This is a genomic window from Sphingobium sp. L-44 (assembly GCF_056859495.1).
The window spans coordinates 21,297-40,351 of the sequence record NZ_JBSXOQ010000123.1; the positions used below are offsets into that span (position 1 = coordinate 21,297).

Annotated in this window: 17 protein-coding genes; 9 read left to right on the plus strand and 8 right to left on the minus strand. The window is 65.8% G+C overall.

Features of this window, described 5'->3' with window-relative positions; genetic code table 11:
* Positions 1 to 6: 6 nt before the first annotated feature.
* Both AC13EK_RS23975 and AC13EK_RS23980 read left to right on the plus strand, forming a co-directional pair.
* A complete protein-coding gene (locus tag AC13EK_RS23975; RefSeq protein ID WP_277788297.1) occupies positions 7 to 1,191 on the plus strand; it encodes a benzoate/H(+) symporter BenE family transporter in 1,185 nt (394 codons plus the stop codon).
* A 30-nt stretch (positions 1,192 to 1,221) separates the two neighbouring features.
* Positions 1,222 to 2,670, plus strand: coding sequence for an alginate export family protein (locus tag AC13EK_RS23980; protein WP_069336847.1), 1,449 nt, complete (start codon positions 1,222 to 1,224; stop codon positions 2,668 to 2,670).
* Between the two features lie 67 nt (positions 2,671 to 2,737).
* Here AC13EK_RS23980 and AC13EK_RS23985 read toward each other — a convergent pair whose 3' ends face one another.
* Genes AC13EK_RS23985 through AC13EK_RS23995 form a run of 3 tightly spaced genes read right to left on the minus strand, consistent with a single transcriptional unit; the run spans position 2,738 to position 4,874 of the window.
* Positions 2,738 to 2,893 (minus strand): hypothetical protein, encoded by a 156-nt coding sequence (locus AC13EK_RS23985; protein ID WP_004210133.1) that lies wholly within the window; start codon positions 2,891 to 2,893, stop codon positions 2,738 to 2,740.
* Between the two features lie 18 nt (positions 2,894 to 2,911).
* The gene (locus AC13EK_RS23990) at positions 2,912 to 3,622 is read right to left on the minus strand and encodes a hypothetical protein (RefSeq protein WP_069336848.1); all 711 of its coding nucleotides are present in this window, start codon (positions 3,620 to 3,622) and stop codon (positions 2,912 to 2,914) included.
* Positions 3,623 to 3,662: 40 nt separating this feature from the next.
* Complete coding sequence (locus tag AC13EK_RS23995) at positions 3,663 to 4,874, minus strand: toxic anion resistance protein (protein ID WP_037506304.1); 1,212 nt, start codon at positions 4,872 to 4,874, stop codon at positions 3,663 to 3,665.
* A 153-nt stretch (positions 4,875 to 5,027) separates the two neighbouring features.
* On the opposite strand from AC13EK_RS23995, the gene AC13EK_RS24000 reads away from it, so the two are divergent.
* The 3 genes from AC13EK_RS24000 to AC13EK_RS24010 are packed head-to-tail and all read left to right on the plus strand — an operon-like array spanning position 5,028 to position 7,809.
* Positions 5,028 to 5,369 (plus strand): DUF485 domain-containing protein, encoded by a 342-nt coding sequence (locus AC13EK_RS24000; RefSeq protein ID WP_069336849.1) that lies wholly within the window; start codon positions 5,028 to 5,030, stop codon positions 5,367 to 5,369.
* On the plus strand, positions 5,366 to 7,066 hold the full coding sequence (locus AC13EK_RS24005; protein ID WP_037515747.1) for a cation acetate symporter: 1,701 nt from the start codon (positions 5,366 to 5,368) through the stop codon (positions 7,064 to 7,066). Before AC13EK_RS24000 ends, AC13EK_RS24005 begins: the two co-directional genes overlap by 4 nt.
* A 44-nt stretch (positions 7,067 to 7,110) precedes the next feature.
* A complete protein-coding gene (locus AC13EK_RS24010; RefSeq protein ID WP_069336850.1) occupies positions 7,111 to 7,809 on the plus strand; it encodes a DUF899 family protein in 699 nt (232 codons plus the stop codon).
* Between the two features lie 154 nt (positions 7,810 to 7,963).
* Here AC13EK_RS24010 and AC13EK_RS24015 read toward each other — a convergent pair whose 3' ends face one another.
* Positions 7,964 to 9,523, minus strand: coding sequence for a S10 family peptidase (locus AC13EK_RS24015; protein ID WP_069336851.1), 1,560 nt, complete (start codon positions 9,521 to 9,523; stop codon positions 7,964 to 7,966).
* A 221-nt stretch (positions 9,524 to 9,744) separates the two neighbouring features.
* On the opposite strand from AC13EK_RS24015, the gene typA reads away from it, so the two are divergent.
* The 3 genes from typA (at position 9,745) to AC13EK_RS24030 (ending at position 13,122) form a co-directional block, all read left to right on the plus strand.
* Positions 9,745 to 11,562: a translational GTPase TypA gene (typA, locus tag AC13EK_RS24020; RefSeq protein WP_069336852.1), complete on the plus strand. Its 1,818-nt coding sequence runs from the start codon at positions 9,745 to 9,747 to the stop codon at positions 11,560 to 11,562.
* 106 nt (positions 11,563 to 11,668) lie between these two features.
* Complete coding sequence (locus tag AC13EK_RS24025) at positions 11,669 to 11,839, plus strand: hypothetical protein (RefSeq protein WP_004210141.1); 171 nt, start codon at positions 11,669 to 11,671, stop codon at positions 11,837 to 11,839.
* 107 nt (positions 11,840 to 11,946) lie between these two features.
* On the plus strand, positions 11,947 to 13,122 hold the full coding sequence (locus tag AC13EK_RS24030) for a hypothetical protein (RefSeq protein WP_234792232.1): 1,176 nt from the start codon (positions 11,947 to 11,949) through the stop codon (positions 13,120 to 13,122).
* On the opposite strand, the gene AC13EK_RS24035 is transcribed toward AC13EK_RS24030, so the two are convergent.
* From AC13EK_RS24035 to AC13EK_RS24050, 4 genes are all read right to left on the minus strand, one after another.
* Positions 13,119 to 14,483, minus strand: coding sequence for a sensor histidine kinase (locus AC13EK_RS24035; protein ID WP_375177936.1), 1,365 nt, complete (start codon positions 14,481 to 14,483; stop codon positions 13,119 to 13,121). The genes AC13EK_RS24030 and AC13EK_RS24035 overlap by 4 nt on opposite strands.
* Positions 14,480 to 15,211: a response regulator gene (locus AC13EK_RS24040; RefSeq protein ID WP_037490911.1), complete on the minus strand. Its 732-nt coding sequence runs from the start codon at positions 15,209 to 15,211 to the stop codon at positions 14,480 to 14,482. The genes AC13EK_RS24035 and AC13EK_RS24040 overlap by 4 nt, the downstream gene beginning before the upstream one ends.
* 44 nt (positions 15,212 to 15,255) lie before the next feature.
* Entirely contained in the window at positions 15,256 to 16,158 is a 903-nt protein-coding gene (locus tag AC13EK_RS24045; RefSeq protein ID WP_069336854.1) for a dioxygenase family protein, read from the minus strand.
* A gap of 114 nt (positions 16,159 to 16,272) precedes the next feature.
* Complete coding sequence (locus AC13EK_RS24050) at positions 16,273 to 17,553, minus strand: MFS transporter (protein WP_234792234.1); 1,281 nt, start codon at positions 17,551 to 17,553, stop codon at positions 16,273 to 16,275.
* Between the two features lie 128 nt (positions 17,554 to 17,681).
* Here AC13EK_RS24050 and AC13EK_RS24055 point away from each other — a divergent pair, with 128 nt between their 5' ends.
* Positions 17,682 to 18,995 (plus strand): NupC/NupG family nucleoside CNT transporter, encoded by a 1,314-nt coding sequence (locus tag AC13EK_RS24055; RefSeq protein WP_004210148.1) that lies wholly within the window; start codon positions 17,682 to 17,684, stop codon positions 18,993 to 18,995.
* The last annotated feature ends 60 nt before the right edge of the window (positions 18,996 to 19,055 follow it).

Sequence of the window (19,055 nt, forward strand, 5' to 3'; positions counted from 1 at the left end):
ACCATCATGACTGCAAGCCAGACAGGCTGGATCCCGGCGATCATCGCCGGGATCATCGCCACCACCATATCCTATGCCGGTCCGCTGGTGATCATCTTCCAGGCGGCGCAGGGCCTCGAACCTGCCCTCGTCGCCTCGTGGATCTGGGCGATCTCCATCGGCAGCGGCCTGTTGGGCATATTGCTAAGCTGGCGCTGGCGCGTGCCGATCGTCATCGCCTGGTCAGCGCCGGGATCGGCGCTGCTGGTGACGATGCTGCCGCAGACTGATTTCGCGACCGCGATCGGCGCCTATATCGTCGCCAATCTCGCGGTCCTGCTGGTCGGCCTGTCGGGCGCCTTCGACCGGTTGATGCAGCGGCTGCCCGCCGCGATCACCGCCGCGATGCTGGCTGGCATCCTTTTTCGTTTCGTTATCGATATGATTGGCGCCGTGCCGTCCGCGCCGCTGATGCTGATCGCGATGATCGCCGCCTTCTTCGCCGGCCGCGTGCTGGCGCCGCGCTATGCCGTGGTCGCGGTGCTGATAACCGGCGTCGCCATCACCGCACTCAGCGGCGGCCTGTCGGGATCGATCGGCACGCCGCACCTCACCATGCCGGTCTGGACGACGCCGCGCTTCGACTGGGCCGCGACCGCCAGCATCGCGGTGCCGCTGGCCGTGGTCGCGCTGACCGGCCAGTTCCTGCCCGGCATCGCCGTGCTGCGCGCCGCCGGTTACGACCAGCCCGCCGCCCGGCCGATCGTCTCGACCAGCGCCATCGCCTCGATCGCGCTTGCGCCCTTCGGCTGCCACGGCCTCAATCTCGCCGCCTTCACCGCCGCCATCTGCCTTGGCCCCGACGCCCATCCCGATCCCGCCCGCCGCTACATGGCCGGCATCGCGGGCGGTGTCACCTATCTCGTCTTCGGCGCCTTTGCCGCCACCGTTCTGGCGCTGTTCGCCACCCTGCCCAAGACGCTGATCGCCGCGCTGGCGGGCCTCGCCTTGTTTCCGGTCGTCGCCAATTCGCTCAGCACCGCACTGCGTGCCGAACGGGGACGCGACGCCGCCCTTGTCACTTTCGCTGTCAGCGCATCGGGGATGACGCTGGCCGGGCTTGGCTCCGCCTTCTGGGGCCTGATCTTCGGCCTCGCCGTCCACCTGCTCCAGAGCCTCGTCGCAAAACGGCCCGACCAGGCCACCGCATAACCAGAAAAACCCATATCCCGGAGAGTATGCATGTTCGATCTTCTGGCGCCCGTCCTGGCCGCCTCCGCGGCACAAGCCACCCCCGCCCCGCCGCCCGCTCCTGTCGAAGTCGCGCAGAAGGATGCGGCGCCGGCCGAGGCCCAACTGCCCCTATCGCAGACCGGCGAGCGGCCCAAGGCACCCAAGCCCGCCTTCCGCCCGATCAACCATGACGAGGATTATTCCGGCTTCCGCGACGTGCGCGACGCGAACCTGTGGACCCGCCTCAAATATCTGCCGATCGTCGGCAACACCTATGCCACGCTAGGCGGTGAACTGCGCCTGCGCCCCGAACTGCGATTGGGCGAACGCTGGGGCCGCGGCCCGCAGGATGATGACGGCAATTTCCAGCAGCGCAGCCGCATCTGGGGCGATCTCCAGGTCGAAGGTCTGTTCCGCGCTTTCGTCGATCTCGAACATGCAACCAGCACTGGCCTCGATTCCGTCGTCGCCCCGATCGAGGAAGGCCGGCTCGATTTCAATCAGGCCTTTGTCGAGGCGCATGTCCCGGTCGGCAAGGGTCGCATCACCGCCCGCCTCGGCCGGCAGGAAATCGGCATCGGCAACCAGACCGTGTTCGACATGCGCGAAGGCGCCAACACTCGCCGCTCGCTCGACCTGCTGCGCGTCATAGCGACCCAGGGACCATGGGATGGCGGCTTCCTCACCGGCCATGCGGTGCTGGAAAAGCTCGGCACCTTCGATGACGAAACCAACCATGATTATGACCTGACCGGCTTTCATGCCGGCCGCAGCTTCGGCGCCGGCGCCCGCACCGGTCGCGCCGAAGCGCTGTTCGTCTCCTCCGACCGCGCCAGCCTGGCCTTCGACAGCGAAGCCGCCGCACGCGACCAGCGCCGCACCCTGTCGCTGCGCTATGCCGGCAAGCGCGACGCCTGGAGCATCGATGTCGAGGGCATCCGCCAATGGGGCTCGTTCGGCGATCTCGACATCGACGCCTATTATGTCACCGGCACAGCCGCCTATGGCTGGCAGGGCGGATGGAAGCCCAAGCTGGCCTTGCGCGTCGATGTCGGCTCGGGCGACAAGAACCCCAATGACGGCAAGATCGGCACCTATGCGCCGCTCTTCCCCAAGCCGCTCACCTATAATGGCGACCTTGGCCCGCATAATCTGACGATTATCCAGCCGCAGCTGTCAATCCAGCCGACCGCGAAGCTGAAGCTCGATTTCTCGGCGGCGGGCCTGTGGCGCACCTCCACCAAGGATGGCGTCTATTCGCTCGGGGGCCAGGTGCTTCGGCGCGGCGACGAAAGCGACAGCCGCTTCTTTGGCAAGCGCGCGACGGCGGCCGGCCAATATGCGCTCAACCCGTTCATGACGCTGGGCTTCTACACCATCTATGGCGACGTCTCGGAAAAGTTCAAACCCGGCCGCGACCTCTATTACGCCGCCACCTACCTGACCTTCCGCTTCTAGATCAGGCAGTGTGGGTGTGCCGGAGGCAGGCGGGATCGCCGGTCTCCTCCGGCACAGGCAGCGGCTGTCAGCCCCGCCGTCGCCAGCGGCGGAACAAGGATAGCCCCAGCACCCCGCCGCCCACCACGGCCGCGATCGCGCCGCCGGCCGAGGCCAGCGCCCAGGCCCCGGCGGCCAGCAGGCCCGTCAGGAAATCGACGATGATGAGGGTGAGGTGGATCATGCAGGAAGGAAGACGGCGCTAGGCGCCAAGTTCCTTCGCCTCCTGATATTTCAGCTCCAGAAAACGATTCTGGGTCGCCAGCTTGTCGAGATCGCCGCTCGCCAGCTGCTCACTCATCCGGCCGATCTCGGCGTCGATCACGGACAGCCCCTCGATCAGCTGCTTCTCGGGCACGCGGCCATTGCGTTCCTCGCGGCGCAGCGGCGCGGGGATCGACTGATAGCCGGTGACCAGTTCGGGCAGATGATCGGCCAGCAGCTTGCGAATCTCGTGCGCGGCCGGATCCTGCTCTCCCAGCCGTTCGAGCTGCGGCGCCAGCGTCTCCAGCTTGACGCCGATGCTGTCGACCAGGCTGACCGCTGGCGCGGGCAAGGCCTTGCGCTGATTTTCCAGCCAGATTTCGGTCTTGAGCGGCAGGGCGGTCAGCGCCGTGTCCGCCAGCTTGTCCGGGCTGACCGCGCGTTCGCCCGGCAGCAGCGCAAAGAACAGCGTGGTGACCAGCAGCAGGCCAAGCACGATCATCACGCCACTGGTGCCCAGCGGCATGAACCAGCCGGCGATCATGGCGGCGATGATGATCGCGAAGGCGGCGCCCGCGATCCGGCCCAGCCGCCGCATGATCGACGCGTTGCGCCGTTCGCGCGCACGGCTGGTCAGGCTCTTGCCGCGCTCGCTATGGCGGCGCAGCACCGCCTCGGCATCGGCCAGCACGCGGTCGGACCGGCTCATGCCATCAACTCCGCGAAAAGGGGCAGGGTGGGGCGCATCCTTATCCCTCGATCGCGCTCAACAGCGGGTTTTCCGCCCGCGCTTCCTTGGCGGCCTGGGCCTGGCCCTCGGACCGGGCGATATAGCCCTTGGACTTTTCCACCTCGCTCGACAGCACATTGACCGTCGTCTTCATGTTTTCGAGCGCCTTGAGCTTGAACGTGTCGATATTGTCCATCGTGTCGTAGATATTCTGGAAGGCACGCTGCAGCGTCTCGATCGGGATGGTGCTGCTGGCGGCCTGCTCGTGGATCTGTGCGGTCTGGCTCTTGAGCAGTTCGCCGGTCGAATCGATGATGTTGGCGGTGGTGGTATTGAGCGCGGTGATCTGCTCGAGTACCAGCCGCTGGCCGACCAGCGCCTGCGCCACGGTGACGGCGGTGCGCAGCGCGGCGACGGTGGTGGTGCTGGCGCGGTCCACGCCCTTCACCAGCTCGACATTATTCTTCTTTACCAGGTCGAGCGCCAGATAGCCCTGCACCGTGACCGCCATCTGGGTCAGCAGATCCTGGGTGCGCTGGCGGATGTAGAAGAGTGCGCTCTCGCGGATCGCCTTGGCCTTGGTCGGATCAGTCGAATCCAGCTCCAGCGCTTTGGACTCGAGGCGCGCGTCCATGGTCTTGCTGATGTGGATCATCTGCTCCAGCTTGCCCATGGTCTGCCACATATTCTGGCGTTCCACGTCGATCGCGGCATTGTCCTTGATCAGCACGTCCTTGCCGCTGGCAAGGCTGCCCAGGATCGAGTTGATATGCGTCTGGCTCGACTTGTAGCTGTCGAAATAGTCGCGCATCTTGTTGCCGAACGGGATGATGCCGAACAGCTTCTTGGGCGCGGTCAGGCTGCCGCGCTTGCCGGGGTCCAGATCCTCCACCGTGCGGCGCAGTTCTGCGAGGTCCGCACCGACCTTGTTGTCGCTGTCCATCGCGCGCACCGGCCGATCGAGGAAGCGGTTGCTGTGCCCGGCGGCCTCGGCGATTTCCTTACGACCCATATTGGTCAGCTGGTCGACGCGCTGGCCAAAGGCGGGCGAATTGGCGTCCTGCGCCACCAGATCGTCGATGAAGGCGTCGACCTTCTCGTCCAGCTTGGATCGCTTCTCCTCGTCGATCGGCACCAGCCCGGCTGCCTTTTCGGGCGCGACCACCGGCACCGGATCGGGCGGCGTCAGGTTCAGCGTATCAGCGGTCGCGGTCGGCGCGGTCGAAGCCATGTCATCTCCCAGGGGCCAGATCGGCCTTACTGTCATATGTGCATAAAACAGTAAGGCTGCAAGTCTCTCTCCGTGCAGATATAGGCGCTCGGGCCATGCCATTGCAATCGGGGGACGTCTGGTTAGCATGGCGCAAAGACCAGAGGAGAGTGAATGACGCAGCAGGAAGGGCATGCCCCGGCTGATGCACAGGCCGCGATGATCGCGGCGGTGGCGGCCGATCCCCGTTATGGCGAACTGGTGGCGCGGCGGGCGCGGCTGGGCTGGTGGCTGTCGGCGATCATCTTCACCGCCTTCGTTGGCTATCTCGCGCTGATCGCCTTCGACAAGGCGCTGCTGGGCATGCCGATCGGCGACGGCATCACCTCGATCGGCATCCCGATCGGCCTGGGCCTCATCCTGCTCGCGATCGCGCTGACCGGCCTTTATGTCGCCTATGCCAACCGCCATCATGACGCGCAGATGGCCGCCATCCTCAAGGACCATGGCGCATGAGGGCGCGACTTGCCGGCGCGCTCGCCCTTGCTCTGCTCCCCGCTCCCGCCTTCGCCGCCGCGCTGGAGGGGGAGGCGCAGCGCCAGCCGATCAACTGGGTGGCGATCGCGATGTTCGTCGCCTTTGTCGGCCTGACCCTGTGGATAACCAAGGCGGCGGCCGCGCGCACCCGCACCGCGTCGGACTTCTACACCGCCGGCGGCGGCATCAGCGGCTTCCAGAACGGCCTCGCCATGGCGGGCGACTATATGTCCGCCGCCTCCTTCCTCGGCATTTCGGCGCAGATCTTCACCGACGGCTATGACGGCCTCATCTATTCTACCGGCTTCCTCGTCGGCTGGCCGATCCTGCTGTTCCTGATGGCGGAACGGCTACGCAACCTTGGCCGCTTCACCTTTGCCGATGTTGCCTCCTACCGCTTCGCCCAGCCGCCGGTGCGCAGCTTCGCGGCCATCTCCACCCTGCTGGTGGTCAGCTTCTACCTGATCGCCCAGATGGTGGGCGCGGGGCAGCTCATCAAATTGTTGTTCGGCCTGCCCTATGCGGTGGCGGTGGTGATCGTCGGCGCGCTGATGATGCTCTATGTGCTGTTCGGTGGCATGCGCGCGACCACCTGGGTGCAGATCATCAAGGCGGTGCTGTTGCTCGGCGGCGCCAGCTTCATGGCGCTGATGGTGCTGGCCCAGTTCGGCTTCTCACTCGAAGCCCTGTTCGCCCGCGCGGTCGAGGTGAAGAGCGCGGCGGCACAGGCCGCCGGTGCACCCCCCGCCGAAGCCGCGGCAAGGGGGCGGGCGATCATGGCGCCGGGCGGCTTCATCAAGGATCCGGTCTCGGCCATCTCCTTCGGCCTCGCGCTGATGCTGGGCACGGCCGGCCTGCCGCATATCTTGATGCGCTTCTTCACCGTCCCCGATGCCAAGGAAGCGCGCAAGTCGGTGTTGTGGGCGACGGGCTGGATCGGCTATTTCTATATCCTCACCTTCATCATCGGCTTCGGCGCGATCATTCTGGTCGGCACCGATGTCGGCTACAAGATGGCGGACGGCACGCTGCGCGGCGGCGGCAATATGGCCGCGATCCATCTCGCTCATGCGGTCGGCGGCAATGCCTTCCTCGGCTTCATCTCGGCCGTCGCCTTCGCGACGATCCTGGCGGTGGTGGCGGGGCTCACCTTGTCGGCAGCCTCGGCGGTCAGCCATGACCTTTATGCCACGGTGCTGAAACAGGGACGGGCCAACTCCGCCGACGAACTGCGCGTCTCGCGGATCACCACGCTGGCGCTCGGCGCGCTGGCGGTGCTGCTGGGGCTGGTGTTCGAGAAGCAGAATGTCGCCTTCATGGTCAGCCTCGCCTTCGCGCTGGCGGCATCGGGCAATTTCCCGGTGCTGATCCTGTCGCTGCTGTGGAGCGGCTGCACCACGCGCGGTGCGGCCTGGGGCGGCACGATCGGGCTGCTGACGGCCTTCGTCCTGACGCTGCTGTCGCCGGCGGTGTGGACCACCACCTTCGGCCTCGGCCCGGCGCCTTTCCCCTATAGCTCGGCGGCGATCTTCTCGGTCCCGGCCGGCTTCATCGCCATCTGGCTGATCTCCCGGCTCGACCGTTCGCCACGCGCGGCCGTCGACAAGGCCGGCTATCCGGCCCAGCGGGTGCGGGCGGAAACCGGCATCGGTGCCTTCGCCGCCAGCGACCATTGAACCTTCTCCTCCCGCGCCGCGTTCGGCGCGGGAGGAGAGAGGCCATGGACCAACAACTGACACCGGCCGCCGATATGGCGGCGCATCGCCAGCCGGCATTTCCGGGCGAAAGCGCGGACTATGCGAAGGCGCGGCAGGAACTGCTGGCGGCGGAGATCGACTTTCGCCGCCGCATGACGCGCCTGACCGCCCAGCGCCAGGCGCTGCCACCCGGCCCGCTGATCGAAAAGGATTATCGCTTCAAGGACGAACAGGGCTTCGAGATCGGCCTGATCGACCTGTTCGGCGACAAGGATGTGCTGGTCAGCTACTATTGGATGTATGGGCCGGAACGTGAACGGCCCTGCCCGATGTGTACCAACTGGATCGGCGCGGTCGATGGCAATGCCAGCGATATCAAGCAGCGCGTCGCCTACAAGATACTGAGCCGTAGCCCGGTCGAACGCCAATTCGCCTTCGCGCAGGAGCGGGGCTGGCGCAACACCGACTTCATCCAGACGATCGGCGACGATTATGCCCGTGATCTCGACCTGCTCCAGCCTGACGGCGAATATCCCGCGCTGGTCGTCTATCGCCGCGACGGCGATCAGGTGCGGCTCTTCTGGATGAGCGAAATGGGACGCGAAATGGCCGATCCGGGTCAGGATCCTCGCGACGCGCCCGACATCGCCGCGCTCTGGTTGATCCTCGACCTGACGCCGCAGGGCCGGCCGGCCGACTGGTATCCCAAATTGCGCTATTGAGCGATCCAAGGATCGCAGGACGTCTCCATCCTCCCCTGCAAGGGGAGGGGGACCACGAAGTGGTGGAGGGGTGTCTTCGCTATCGATAGCAGAACACCCCTCCGTCAGGGCTTCGCCCTGCCACCTCCCCTTGCAGGGGAGGATGGAAATCAGGTCAGCGCGCGCCCTCGGCGTAGTAGCGCTCCATGTCGAGGCGCATCTGGTGCAGCGCTTCCGGGTTCAGATAGACCATGTGGCCCGCCGGATAATATTTGAACTGCAGGTTCGGCCGCAGTGCCGGCTCCAGCATCATGTGCTTCAAGTCCCGCTCGGTCGAGAAGAAGGGTGTCGCCATGTCATAATAGCCGTTCAAGGACAGCACGCGCAGATGCGGATTGATGCGCATCGCGGTGCTGAGGTCGGCGGTGACGTCGGCGACATTCTGCTTGCGGCCCGACGGCGGCTCATGGCTCCAGTCCCAGTTGAAGGCGCCGCCTTCCCGTGCGCTCAGCCGATAGCTGAGGTCGGTCTGATAGCCGAGCTTGTTGGTCAGCTGGTCGAGGAAGCTGCCGACATAAAGGCCGCTGATCGCGGTGTCCGACGGATCATATTCGGGATCCTCGCCCGCCGCATCCTCGTCGATCCCCTTGTAGCGGCTGTCGAACCGACCCAGCGTTTCGCGCCCATCGCGCAGCAATTCCTTGCGGAAGCGGCCGAGGCTGACGCGCAGGTTGGCGCGCTTCAAATAATCCACCGACAGGCCGGTGAAGCGGCTCATTTGCTGGGCGACGGCGTCCTCTTCCTGGGCGCTGATGTCCTGGCCCTTCAGCAGCGCGGCGGCATAGGGGCCGTTGGCGAACTGGCGCGCTTCCTCGACAAAGGCTTCCAGGCTGGCCGGGCGGCCGCCGGGCACCCGGTTATGATACCAGGCGGTCGCCGCATAGCTGGGCAGATAGCCGATATGGATTGTGTCGAAGCCCGACTGGCGGATACCATAATTCATGATCGACGACAGCAGGATGACGCCGTTCAGCGCCATGCCGCGATCTTCCAGCTGATAGGCGAGCGCGCCCGATCGGGTGGTGCCATAGCTTTCGCCGAAAATATATTTGGGGTCGCCCCAGCGGCCATTCTTAGTGGTGTAGCGCAGGATCGCCTTGGCAAAGGCATCGACATCCTGGTCGACGCCATAGAAGTCGGCGCCCTTGGCATCGCCCAGCGGCCGCGAATAGCCCGATCCCACCGCGTCCAGGAACACCATGTCGGTGCTGCCGATCAGGCTGTCAGGATTGGGGCCGACATCGAAGGGCGCGGGCGCGACCGCCTCGGGATTGCCGGTGCGGACATGATCGGGCGCAAAGCTGCCCATGCGCAGCCACAGCGAGGCCGAACCGGGACCGCCATTATAGAAGAAGGTCAGCGGCCGATGCTTACCCGGCGCGGTATAGGCGGTGTAGAAGACGCTGGCGGTCGGCTTGCCCTGGGCGTCGCGGATGGTCAGCGTGCCGGCGGTCGCGGTGTAGGCGATCGACTTGCCGTCGACGCTGGCTGTGCCCTTGCTGGTCTTGGTCACTTCCTCGACCGGGGCACTGGCCCAGTTCTTGGCGATCTCGTCCGCCGTCTGCTCGGCATGCTGTTTGGCCGCGTCGGGCGCGCCATCCTTCTGGGCGAAGGCAGGGTGGGACAGGGAAAGGGCGAGGAGGGAGGCAAAGGCAAGGGAGGCGGTCAGCCGCATGGGGTGTCCTTTTCTTTTCAGGGTGCGAACCTGACGCGGTGTCATAGGCGGCTGCCACAGCGGGGCAAGGGAAACATCATAACATGACAGGATATTCATCTGCGCTCCGGCCGATCCTTCCGCTGCCCTTGCCGCATCGCGTCATTTCCTGTAGGGGCGCGCCCGAAGCCTCTGCGCGGCCTTGTGTCGGCCAGGGGAGCCCCATATCCCAAAGGCAAGACATGTCCCTGCGTAATATCGCGATCATCGCGCACGTCGACCATGGCAAGACCACGCTCGTCGACCAGCTTTTCCGCCAGTCCGGCACCTTCCGCGACAACCAGCGCGTCGAAGAGCGCGCCATGGACTCGAACGACCTGGAAAAGGAACGCGGCATCACCATTCTGGCGAAGCCCACCTCGGTCGAATGGAACGGCACCCGCATCAACATCGTCGATACGCCCGGCCACGCCGACTTCGGCGGCGAAGTGGAGCGCATCCTTTCGATGGTCGACGGCGTGATCCTGCTGGTCGACTCGTCGGAAGGCGCGATGCCGCAGACCAAGTTCGTCACCGGCAAGGCGCTGGCGCTGGGTCTCAAGCCCATCGTCGTCGTCAACAAGGTCGACCGTCCCGACGAGCGCATCCAGGAAGTGCTGGACGAAGTGTTCGACCTGTTCGTGACGCTCGACGCCACCGACGAACAGCTCGACTTCCCCGTCCTCTACGCCTCGGGCCGCAACGGCTATGCCAGCGAGGATTCGCAGCGCCGTGAAGGCACGCTGGAGCCGCTGTTCCAGAAGATCGTCGATCACGTCCCGCCGCCGTCGCTGGATCAGGACGCGCCGTTCAGCTTCCTCGTCACGCTGCTCGATCGCGACAACTTCTTGGGTCGTATCCTGACCGGCCGCGTCCAGTCGGGCACGGTCAAGGTCAACCAGCCGATCCACGCGCTCGACGCCGACGGCAATGTGATCGAAACCGGCCGTGCGTCGAAGATCATGTCGTTCCAGGGGCTGGACCGCGTGCCGGTCGAGGAAGCCAAGGCAGGCGACATCATCTCGCTCGCCGGCCTGACCGTCGCGACTGTGGCCAACACCATTTCCGACCCGCAGGTCAGCACCCCGATCAAGGCACAGCCGATCGATCCGCCGACCCTGTCGATGCGCTTTGCCGTGAACGACTCGCCGATGGCCGGCCGTGAAGGCAGCAAGGTGACGAGCCGCATGATCCGCGATCGTCTGGCCCGCGAAGCCGAATCCAACGTCGCCATCAAGGTGACGGAATCGGACGACAAGGACAGCTTCGAAGTCGCTGGCCGTGGCGAACTGCAGCTGGGCGTCCTCATCGAAACCATGCGCCGCGAAGGCTTTGAACTCGGCATCTCGCGTCCGCGCGTGCTGTTCGGCGAAGACGAAAATGGCGGCAAGACCGAGCCTTATGAAACCGTCGTCATCGACGTGGACGACGAATTCTCGGGCACGGTCGTCGACAAGATGAACATCCGCAAGGCCGAGATGACCGACATGCGTCCCTCGGGCGGTGGCAAGACCCGCATCACCTTCTCCGCGCCCTCGCGCGGCCTGATCGGCTATCATGGCGAATTCCTGTCCGACACGCGCGGCACCGGCATCATGAACCGCCTGTTCGAGAAGTACGGCCCCCACAAGGGCAAGATCGAAGGCCGCAAGAATGGCGTTCTGATCTCGAACGGCGCCGGCGAAGCCAATGCCTACGCCCTGGGTCCGCTGGAAGATCGCGGCATCCTGTTCGTCGGCGTGGGTGAAGCCCTCTATGAAGGCATGATCATCGGCGAAAACGCCAAGCCGGAAGACCTCGAAGTCAACCCGATGAAGTCGAAGGCGCTGACCAACTTCCGCGCCAGCGGCAAGGACGACGCCGTCCGCCTGACCCCGCCGAAGAAGATGACGCTGGAACAGGCGATCGCTTACATCGACGACGATGAAATGGTCGAAGTCACGCCCAAGACCATCCGTCTGCGCAAGCGCTACCTCGACCCGAACGAGCGCAAGCGCATGAGCCGCTCGAAGGCCGCCTGATTTATCAGGGTGGCCCTATTAAGGCCGCCTGATTTTCGGCTAGACAAGTTACGAAAGGGCCGGTGTCGCGAGGCGCCGGCCCTTTTCCTTTATCCAGGAGGCTGCAATGGCCGATCTCTATCTCAAGGCGTTGGAATCCGAGCGGCGCAAATTATGGGCCGAATGCCGCCTCAAGGGCCTGCCCAAGGGCACGCCGGAACGCGAGCGGATCGTCGAGATCGACGCGCTGCTCAAGGCGCACAAGGCCAAGAAGGACGGCAAGTCCGCCAACCCGTGACGGCCGCCATTTTCCGGTCGGCTCAGCATAAATCCCGATAGGCGGGAAGGGCATGCTTCCTATCGTCGCGGTTCGGATGAGCCGAGGCGAAGCGGAAGGGCGTGCATGTGACCAACGAAGCGGACGCGGAGGGGCACGACCTGTTCGAATGGGGGCCGCCGCGCGGGCTGCCCGGCCTTGTCCGCCTGTCGGTGCCGGCCCTGCCCACGGTGCGCGCCCGCGCCCTGCTTGCGCTGGCGGTCGGCTGGCTGCCGCTCCTGCTGCTCATCCTCGTCCTGCCTGGCCATGACCGGGCCAGTGACCTGCGCCATTTCCTGCGCGACGTCGGGGCGCATGCCCGCTTCGCCTTTGCCGTGCCGCTCCTGCTGGTCGCCCATGTCGAAACCGCGCGGCGGCTGGGCGCGGTGGTGCGCCATTTCGCCATTTCCGGGCTGATCCCGCCCGATGCCGGGGACGGATTGAAGGCTGAACTGGCCAGGGCGCGCGCCGCGGTGCGTGCGCCGGTCGCCGAACTGCTGGTGCTGCTCGCCGCCTATGTGATCATCCTGTGGTTGTTCGCGACCGGCATTTCGAACCATGGCCTGCCGGCCTGGACCATCGCCGGGCCGGGGCGGCTATCGGCGGCCGGCTGGTGGCATATGCTGGTCAGCCTGCCGCTGTTGCTGACGCTGCTCATGGGCTGGCTCTGGCGCATCCTCATCTGGACGCGGCTGCTGCACAAGGTTGCAGCCATGGACCTGCGGCTGGTCGTCGCCCATCCCGACAATGCCGGCGGCCTGGGCTTTCTGGCCCAGTCGGTCCGGGCCTTCGGCACCTTTGCGCTGGGGATTGGCTGCATCACCGCGGGCCGTTTCGCCAACGTCCATCTGCAGGGCGCGGCGACGCCGATGACCGGCGGCTTCCTGATCGGTGGCACGGTGGCGCTGGTGCTGCTGCTGTGCGTGGCGCCGCTGGGCGTGTTCCGCCCGGTCATGGCGCGGGCCTGGCGGCGCAACGCGATGCATTATGGCGCGCTGGCGGTGGCGCTGGGCCGGTCGTTCGAGGATCGCTGGTTCGATGGCAGCGCGAAGGAACAGCCCGACCTTCTCTCCGCGCCGGATTTTTCGGCGGCGGCCGACCTCTATGGCGTGGTCTCCAACGTCTATGCCATGCGTTTCCTGCCGGTCGACCTGCGCAGCCTGCTGATCCTGATCGCGGCGACGCTGGCACCTTTTCTGGTGGCGATGTTCCTGTCGATGCCGACCGCGATGGTGCTGCAGGAGCTGAAGGGGATGATGCTTTAGCGGTCGAGCGGCAGGATCACCGTCGCGCGCAATCCGCCCTCGGCCCGGTTGGCAAAGCCGATGCTGCCCTCATGCCCTTCGGCGATGGTGCGGGCGATCGACAGGCCCAGGCCCACGCCGCCGGTCTCGCGATTGCGCGACGCTTCGCCGCGATAGAAGGGCTCGCACAGCCGGTCGAGAATCTCGGGCGGAACGCCGGGGCCGGAATCCTCGACATCGACGATCGCCCGGCTACCCTCGACGCGCAGGCTGACCCGCGCCGATCCGCCATAGCGCACCGCATTCTCGACCATGTTGCCGATGCAGCGGCGCAGCGCGAGCGCGTCGCCCTCTATCACTGCGCGCTGGCTGGCGGTGACGACGACATCATGGCCCATGTCGGCCAGGTCGTCGGCCAGCGTCTCGACAATCGCCGACAGGTCGATGCGCGCGCGCTGGCGCCCTTCGGTCCCTTCGCGCATGAAGTCGAGCAGGTCGGTGACCATCGCCCGCATTTCCTGCACATCCGCCTGCGCCTTGGCGCGCGGGCCATCGGGCAATTGTTCCAGGCGGAAGGACAGGCGGGTCATCGGCGTGCGCAGGTCATGGGCGATCGCCACCAGCATGGCGGTGCGTTCCGACACATAATCGGCGATCCGCGCACGCATGTGATTATAGGCGATGCCCATGGCGCGCACCTCGGGCGGGCCACCGATCGGCAGCGGCTCTGCGCGTTCGGGGCGCTCGCGCGCGGCCCCTTCGGCCAGCAGGCGGATCGGCTGGGTGATGCGCCGCGCCACCCAATAGGCCGGCAGCAGCAGCAGGATGAAGATGCCCGCCATCAGCGACAGGGTGATCGCATACCAGCGCCAGTTCGGCCCCTGCCGACCCAGCAGCACCGACCAGTTCCTGCCATCCTCGCGCACGGCCAGGGCAAAGCTGCCGCGCAGCATCATCCGGCCGGGGTCGAACTCCATCCCCATGTCGGGTCGGGGCCCGATCTCCGGTCCGGGGCGCGGCATGCCGATCGGCGGCCGTTCCTGGATCAGCGCCACCGCATTGGCCGGCACGCCCAGCAGGCCGGCAATGCGCTCGGCGCCCGCACGATTGCTTTCCTGTCCCGCGTCGGCCGTGGGCGCGCGATCCGATTGATAGCGGCTGATCTGCCAGCTGCCGGGCGGCTGGGTGCCGCCGCGCAGCAGGCCGGTCGCCTCCACCAGCATCATCGGCCGGGCATGGGGCGGAGGGCCGCGAAAGGCGACCAGCATCATCGCGCCGAGCGCCAGCAACAGGGTCGCGGCGACCAGAAAGACGATCCGGGTCAGGATCGAGGGATTGTAGCGCCCCCGCTCGCCGGCGCCCGGCAGCATCGCCGGGCTCACGCCGGGCGGACCTCGGCGGTGAACATATAGCCTTCGTTGCGGATCGTACGGACCAGTTCGTCGCCCATCTCGCCACGTTCCAGCTTGCGGCGCAGCCGGCTGACCTGGACATCGATCGCCCGGTCATAGCTTTCCGCGTCGCTGCCGGCCGAATAGTCGAGCAACTGGTCGCGGCTCAGCACCCGGCGCGGATGCTCGATGAAGGCGCGCAGCAGGCGGAACTCGCCATCGGTCAAGGTGACGACGACATTGTCAGGGTCGGTCAGCAGGCGCACGCCCATGTCGACCTGCCAGCCGGCAAAGCGCAGCCGCTGCCCGGCGGGCACCTGCGGTTCCGATGTCTGGCGGCGATTGCGGCGCAGCACGGTGCGGACGCGGGCGAGCAGTTCGCGCGGATTGCACGGCTTGGGCAGATAATCCTCCGCCCCCATTTCCAGCCCGACGATGCGGTCGATATCGCCGCCGATCGCCGACAGCATGATGATCGGCAGGTCGCCGCTCGCGGCCAGCCGGCGCAGGATCGACAGCCCGTCCTCGCCCGGCATCATCACGTCCAGCACCGCGATGTCGAACGTCTGCGCCGCCAGCGCCTGATCCATCGCCACGCCGTCCGCGACCGCGGTCACGGCAAAGCCATGCTGCTCCAGAAAATCCGACAACAGGATGCGGATGTCCGCATCATCGTCGACCACCAATATGCGCGATCCGTCCATATTGGCGGTCAGCATATCGATTGAAGGCGATCCCTGCAAAGTCATCCGCATAATTCCTGTCAGATGGCGATGCCGACCGTCACCGTGCCGGTGAAGCCATTGGTCGTATCGCCGGTCATGGTGGGCGTCATCGCCGCGACCTGGGCCGACGTGTTGTCGCCGAACACATTGTCGCTGCTAGTGGTGATCTTGGCGAAGTTGGTCTTGCTGCTGGAATAGCCGCTGGTCGCATAGACCGTGTTGCAGGCATCCGTCGGCATCGCGAACTGCGACGTCAGCACGCGATTGGCATAGCTGGTCGCCTTGGCGAGGCTGGGATAGACCTCGAAATGGATATGCGGGAAGCGCCCGTCATAGCAGCCGGGGAAGATGCTGGTGAAGGTCACCTGGCCATTGGCATCGGTCACGCCCACGCCGCGCAGGTAATTTTCGCCCGGCACGGTGTAGAGCGAATAGAGGCCGTCGCGGGTGCAATGCCAGATATAGACGGCATAGCCCTCCAGCGGCGCGCAGCTGCCATTGACGTTCACCACCGTGATGGTGAGCTGCATATAGATGCCCTCGGCCGTGCCGCTCGACGATCCGAAGCTCGACCGGATGTCGGTGCGCACGATGCCGGTATCGTCCAGCACATTGACGACGCTGCCATTGCTGCTGTTGGACCCGTCGGCCGGATAGGGGCCGTTGGTCTCTTCCGGATCGGCGATGCAGCTGCTCGACGTCGGGGTCGGCGTGGGTGTCGGCGTAGGGGTAGGGGTGGGCGTCGGCGTGGCGGTCGATGTGTCAGTGTCGCTGTCACTGCCGCCGCCACCGCAGGCGGTGATCAGCGCGGCGCTGCCGGCCGAAAAGAGCAGGCGCAGCGTGCGGCGGCGGCCCATCGCCTCGCCAGCCAGCTTGCGCATCTGCGCCAGGTCATCGGCCAGGCCATGGCCATGGTCGTCATGCGCGCCATCCTGCATCATCTCGCTCTACCCTTCTGTCGTCTGTGGACTGTCAGAAGGGCAGGACTAGGCGCGCCATATATCCTCCCGATGTCTCGACGTGGCGGCTTTGTAGCGCTTTATGTCAATGCCCCCTCAATGGCCGCGCGGCCGGGCAAAGGCCGGGCGCGGCAGGCTGGCAAGCGCGAGGCTGCTACCGACCATCAGGACAAGCGTTATCCACAGGAAGGGCGCATAATTGCCGAAGCGGTCGAAAATCGCCGACGCGCCCAATGGCCCGGTGGCGGTGCCGACCGATAGTGCCATCAGCAGCCCGCCATAAAGGCCGCCAAAGGTCTTGAGGCCGAAATGCTGGGTGGTGAGATAGACGATCACATCGACCTCCGCACCCAGTGTCAGGCCGATCAGCGCTGCCGCCGCGATCAGCAGCGCGACATTATTCCCCGCGCCCAGCAACAACAGGCTGGCAGCCGCCGGCAGCAGGAAAACGCCGGCGCCGACCAGCGATCCGCGGAACCGGTCGAGCAGCAGTCCGGTCGCCAGCCGGCCGATGATCGAGCAGAGACCCACGACCGATGCGATGCCGGCCGCCCGCATCGGGTCCGCGCCGCGATCGGTCAGGATCGGCACGAAATGCACGACCAGCGCGATGATGGTGAAGGTGAAGAGCAGGCTGGCGAGCAGCAGGCGATGATAGATGGAGGATCGCACCCCTTCGGCCAGTGTGGAGCCGACTGCGGGTGTTGCAGCGGTGGCCGCAACGGCCTCGCCGCGCCGCCGATCTCGCGCGCCGCGGAAGAAGAGGAAGATCAGCGGGAAGCTGCACGCCGCCCAGATCGCCGCCTGGATCGGCGCGGCGCGTTGCCAGCCATAGTGGCCGATCAGCCAACTGCCCATCAGCGGAAAGATGGCGACCGCGATCGATGCGCCACACAGGGTGATGGCAAAGGCCAGGCCGCGTGACGCCTCGAACCGGGTGGCGACGGCGCTGGTCCAGATCGTCGCCTGCACCGGCAGGGTCGCGAGCGCCAGCAGCGCCCAGAGCAGATACCATTGGCCGGGGCTGCCGGTCGCCGTGCCCAGCAGGGCAAAGGCGCCGCAGGTCAGCAGCACGCCGACCAGCCCGAACAGGCGCGGCCCCAACCGGTCGACCATCAGGCCGATCGGCACGGAAAAGACCGCCTGGACCAGGGTGGACAGGGTCAGGCCCACCGTCACCTGCGTCCGCGTCCAGCCAAACTGGTCGCTGATCGGCTGGATATAGGGGCCAAGCCCATAGATATGGATGACGCTGGTGGCATAGCCGAGCGCGGCCGCGATCGGCAGCATATAATGATGCCGCCATTCCGTAGCGGCACCGGGCTTGTCGGTTTCCATCAGCATCGCCTCTCCCCATCGCATCTTCTGTGTCGTCATGGTTCTGATCGATTTGGGAACAAAAAGCGAGGCTATCTCATTTATATCGCGGGGCGGGATTCCCTGCTGGTTTCCGCGCGCTGGCCCTGTATAGTCGCGCGGTTTGCCCATTCCCGCGAAAGCGCTTCATGCATCTTCTCATCGGCCTCGCCGGCATATTGCTGATTCTTGCCATTGCCTTTGCCCTCTCTTCCAACCGCCGCGCGATCCGGCTGCGCGTGGTCGGCGCGGCCTTCCTGCTGCAGGCGGGCATCGCGCTGCTGGTGCTCTATGTGCCGGCCGGACGCGCCATCATCGCGGGCATGTCGCATGGCGTCGCCAATCTGCTGGGCTATGCGCAGGCGGGGACCAATTTCATCTTCGGCCCGCTGGCGAAGCCCGAAATCGGCGGCGCCAGCTTCGCCATCGCCGCGCTGCCGGTGATCATCTTCTTCGCCAGCCTGGTGTCTATCCTCTATTATCTGGGCATCATGCAGTTCATCGTCCGCTGGGTCGGCGGCGCGATCGAGAAGGTGACGGGCGTGTCGAAGGTGGAAAGCCTGTGCGCCGCCGCCAACATCTTCGTCGGCCAGAGCGAAAGCCCGCTGGTGATCCGTCCCTATCTTGCCGGCCTCAACGGGCCGCAGCTGTTCGCGGTGATGACCAGCGGCATGGCGGGCGTCGCCGGCACCATCCTCGCCGCCTATGCCTCGATGGGGATCAAGATCGACTATCTGCTCGCGGCCAGCTTCATGGCGGCGCCCGGCGGCCTGCTGATGGCCAAGATCATGATGCCCGACGAGCCGGAATGCGAACCCGAACTGCCGCTGGAGGATGATATCCACCTGCCCGAAACGCGCCGTGCGGCTGCGGTCGCGGCGGTGCTGAATGCGGAAACCACACCGGGCGAGCCCATGCCCGTAGCCACGCATGACGAGGAAAAGCCCGCCAACATCATCATGGCGGCGGCGCAGGGCGCCCAGACCGGCGTCAAGCTGGCCGTCGCCGTCGGCGCCATGGTGCTGGCCTTCGTCGCGCTGGTGGCGCTCGCCAACGGCATCCTCGGCGGTATCGGCGGCATCTTCGGCTATCCCGAACTCAGCTTCCAGCAGCTGCTCGGCTATGTCTTCTCGCCGGTCATGTACCTGCTCAACATCCCCTGGAACGAGGCGCAGGTGGCTGGCGGCCTGTTCGGCACCAAGGTCGTGCTCAACGAATTCGTTGCCTATATCAACCTTGGCCAGGTGCAGGACGGCCTCTCGCCCTCGACCATCGCCATCATCACCTTTGCCCTATGTGGTTTCGCCAATTTCAGCTCGATCGCGATCCAGATGGCGGTGACCGGCAACCTTGCCCCCAATCAGCGGCCGATGATCGCCAAGCTGGGGCTGAAGGCGCTGGTCGCCGGCAGCCTGGCCAATCTGATGAGCGCCGCGCTGGCCGGGTTGATGTTAAGCCTTTAACCAAATCATTTCGATTACTTAACAGAGACCCTACCCCCGGCTTAACAAATCGGTTATGGT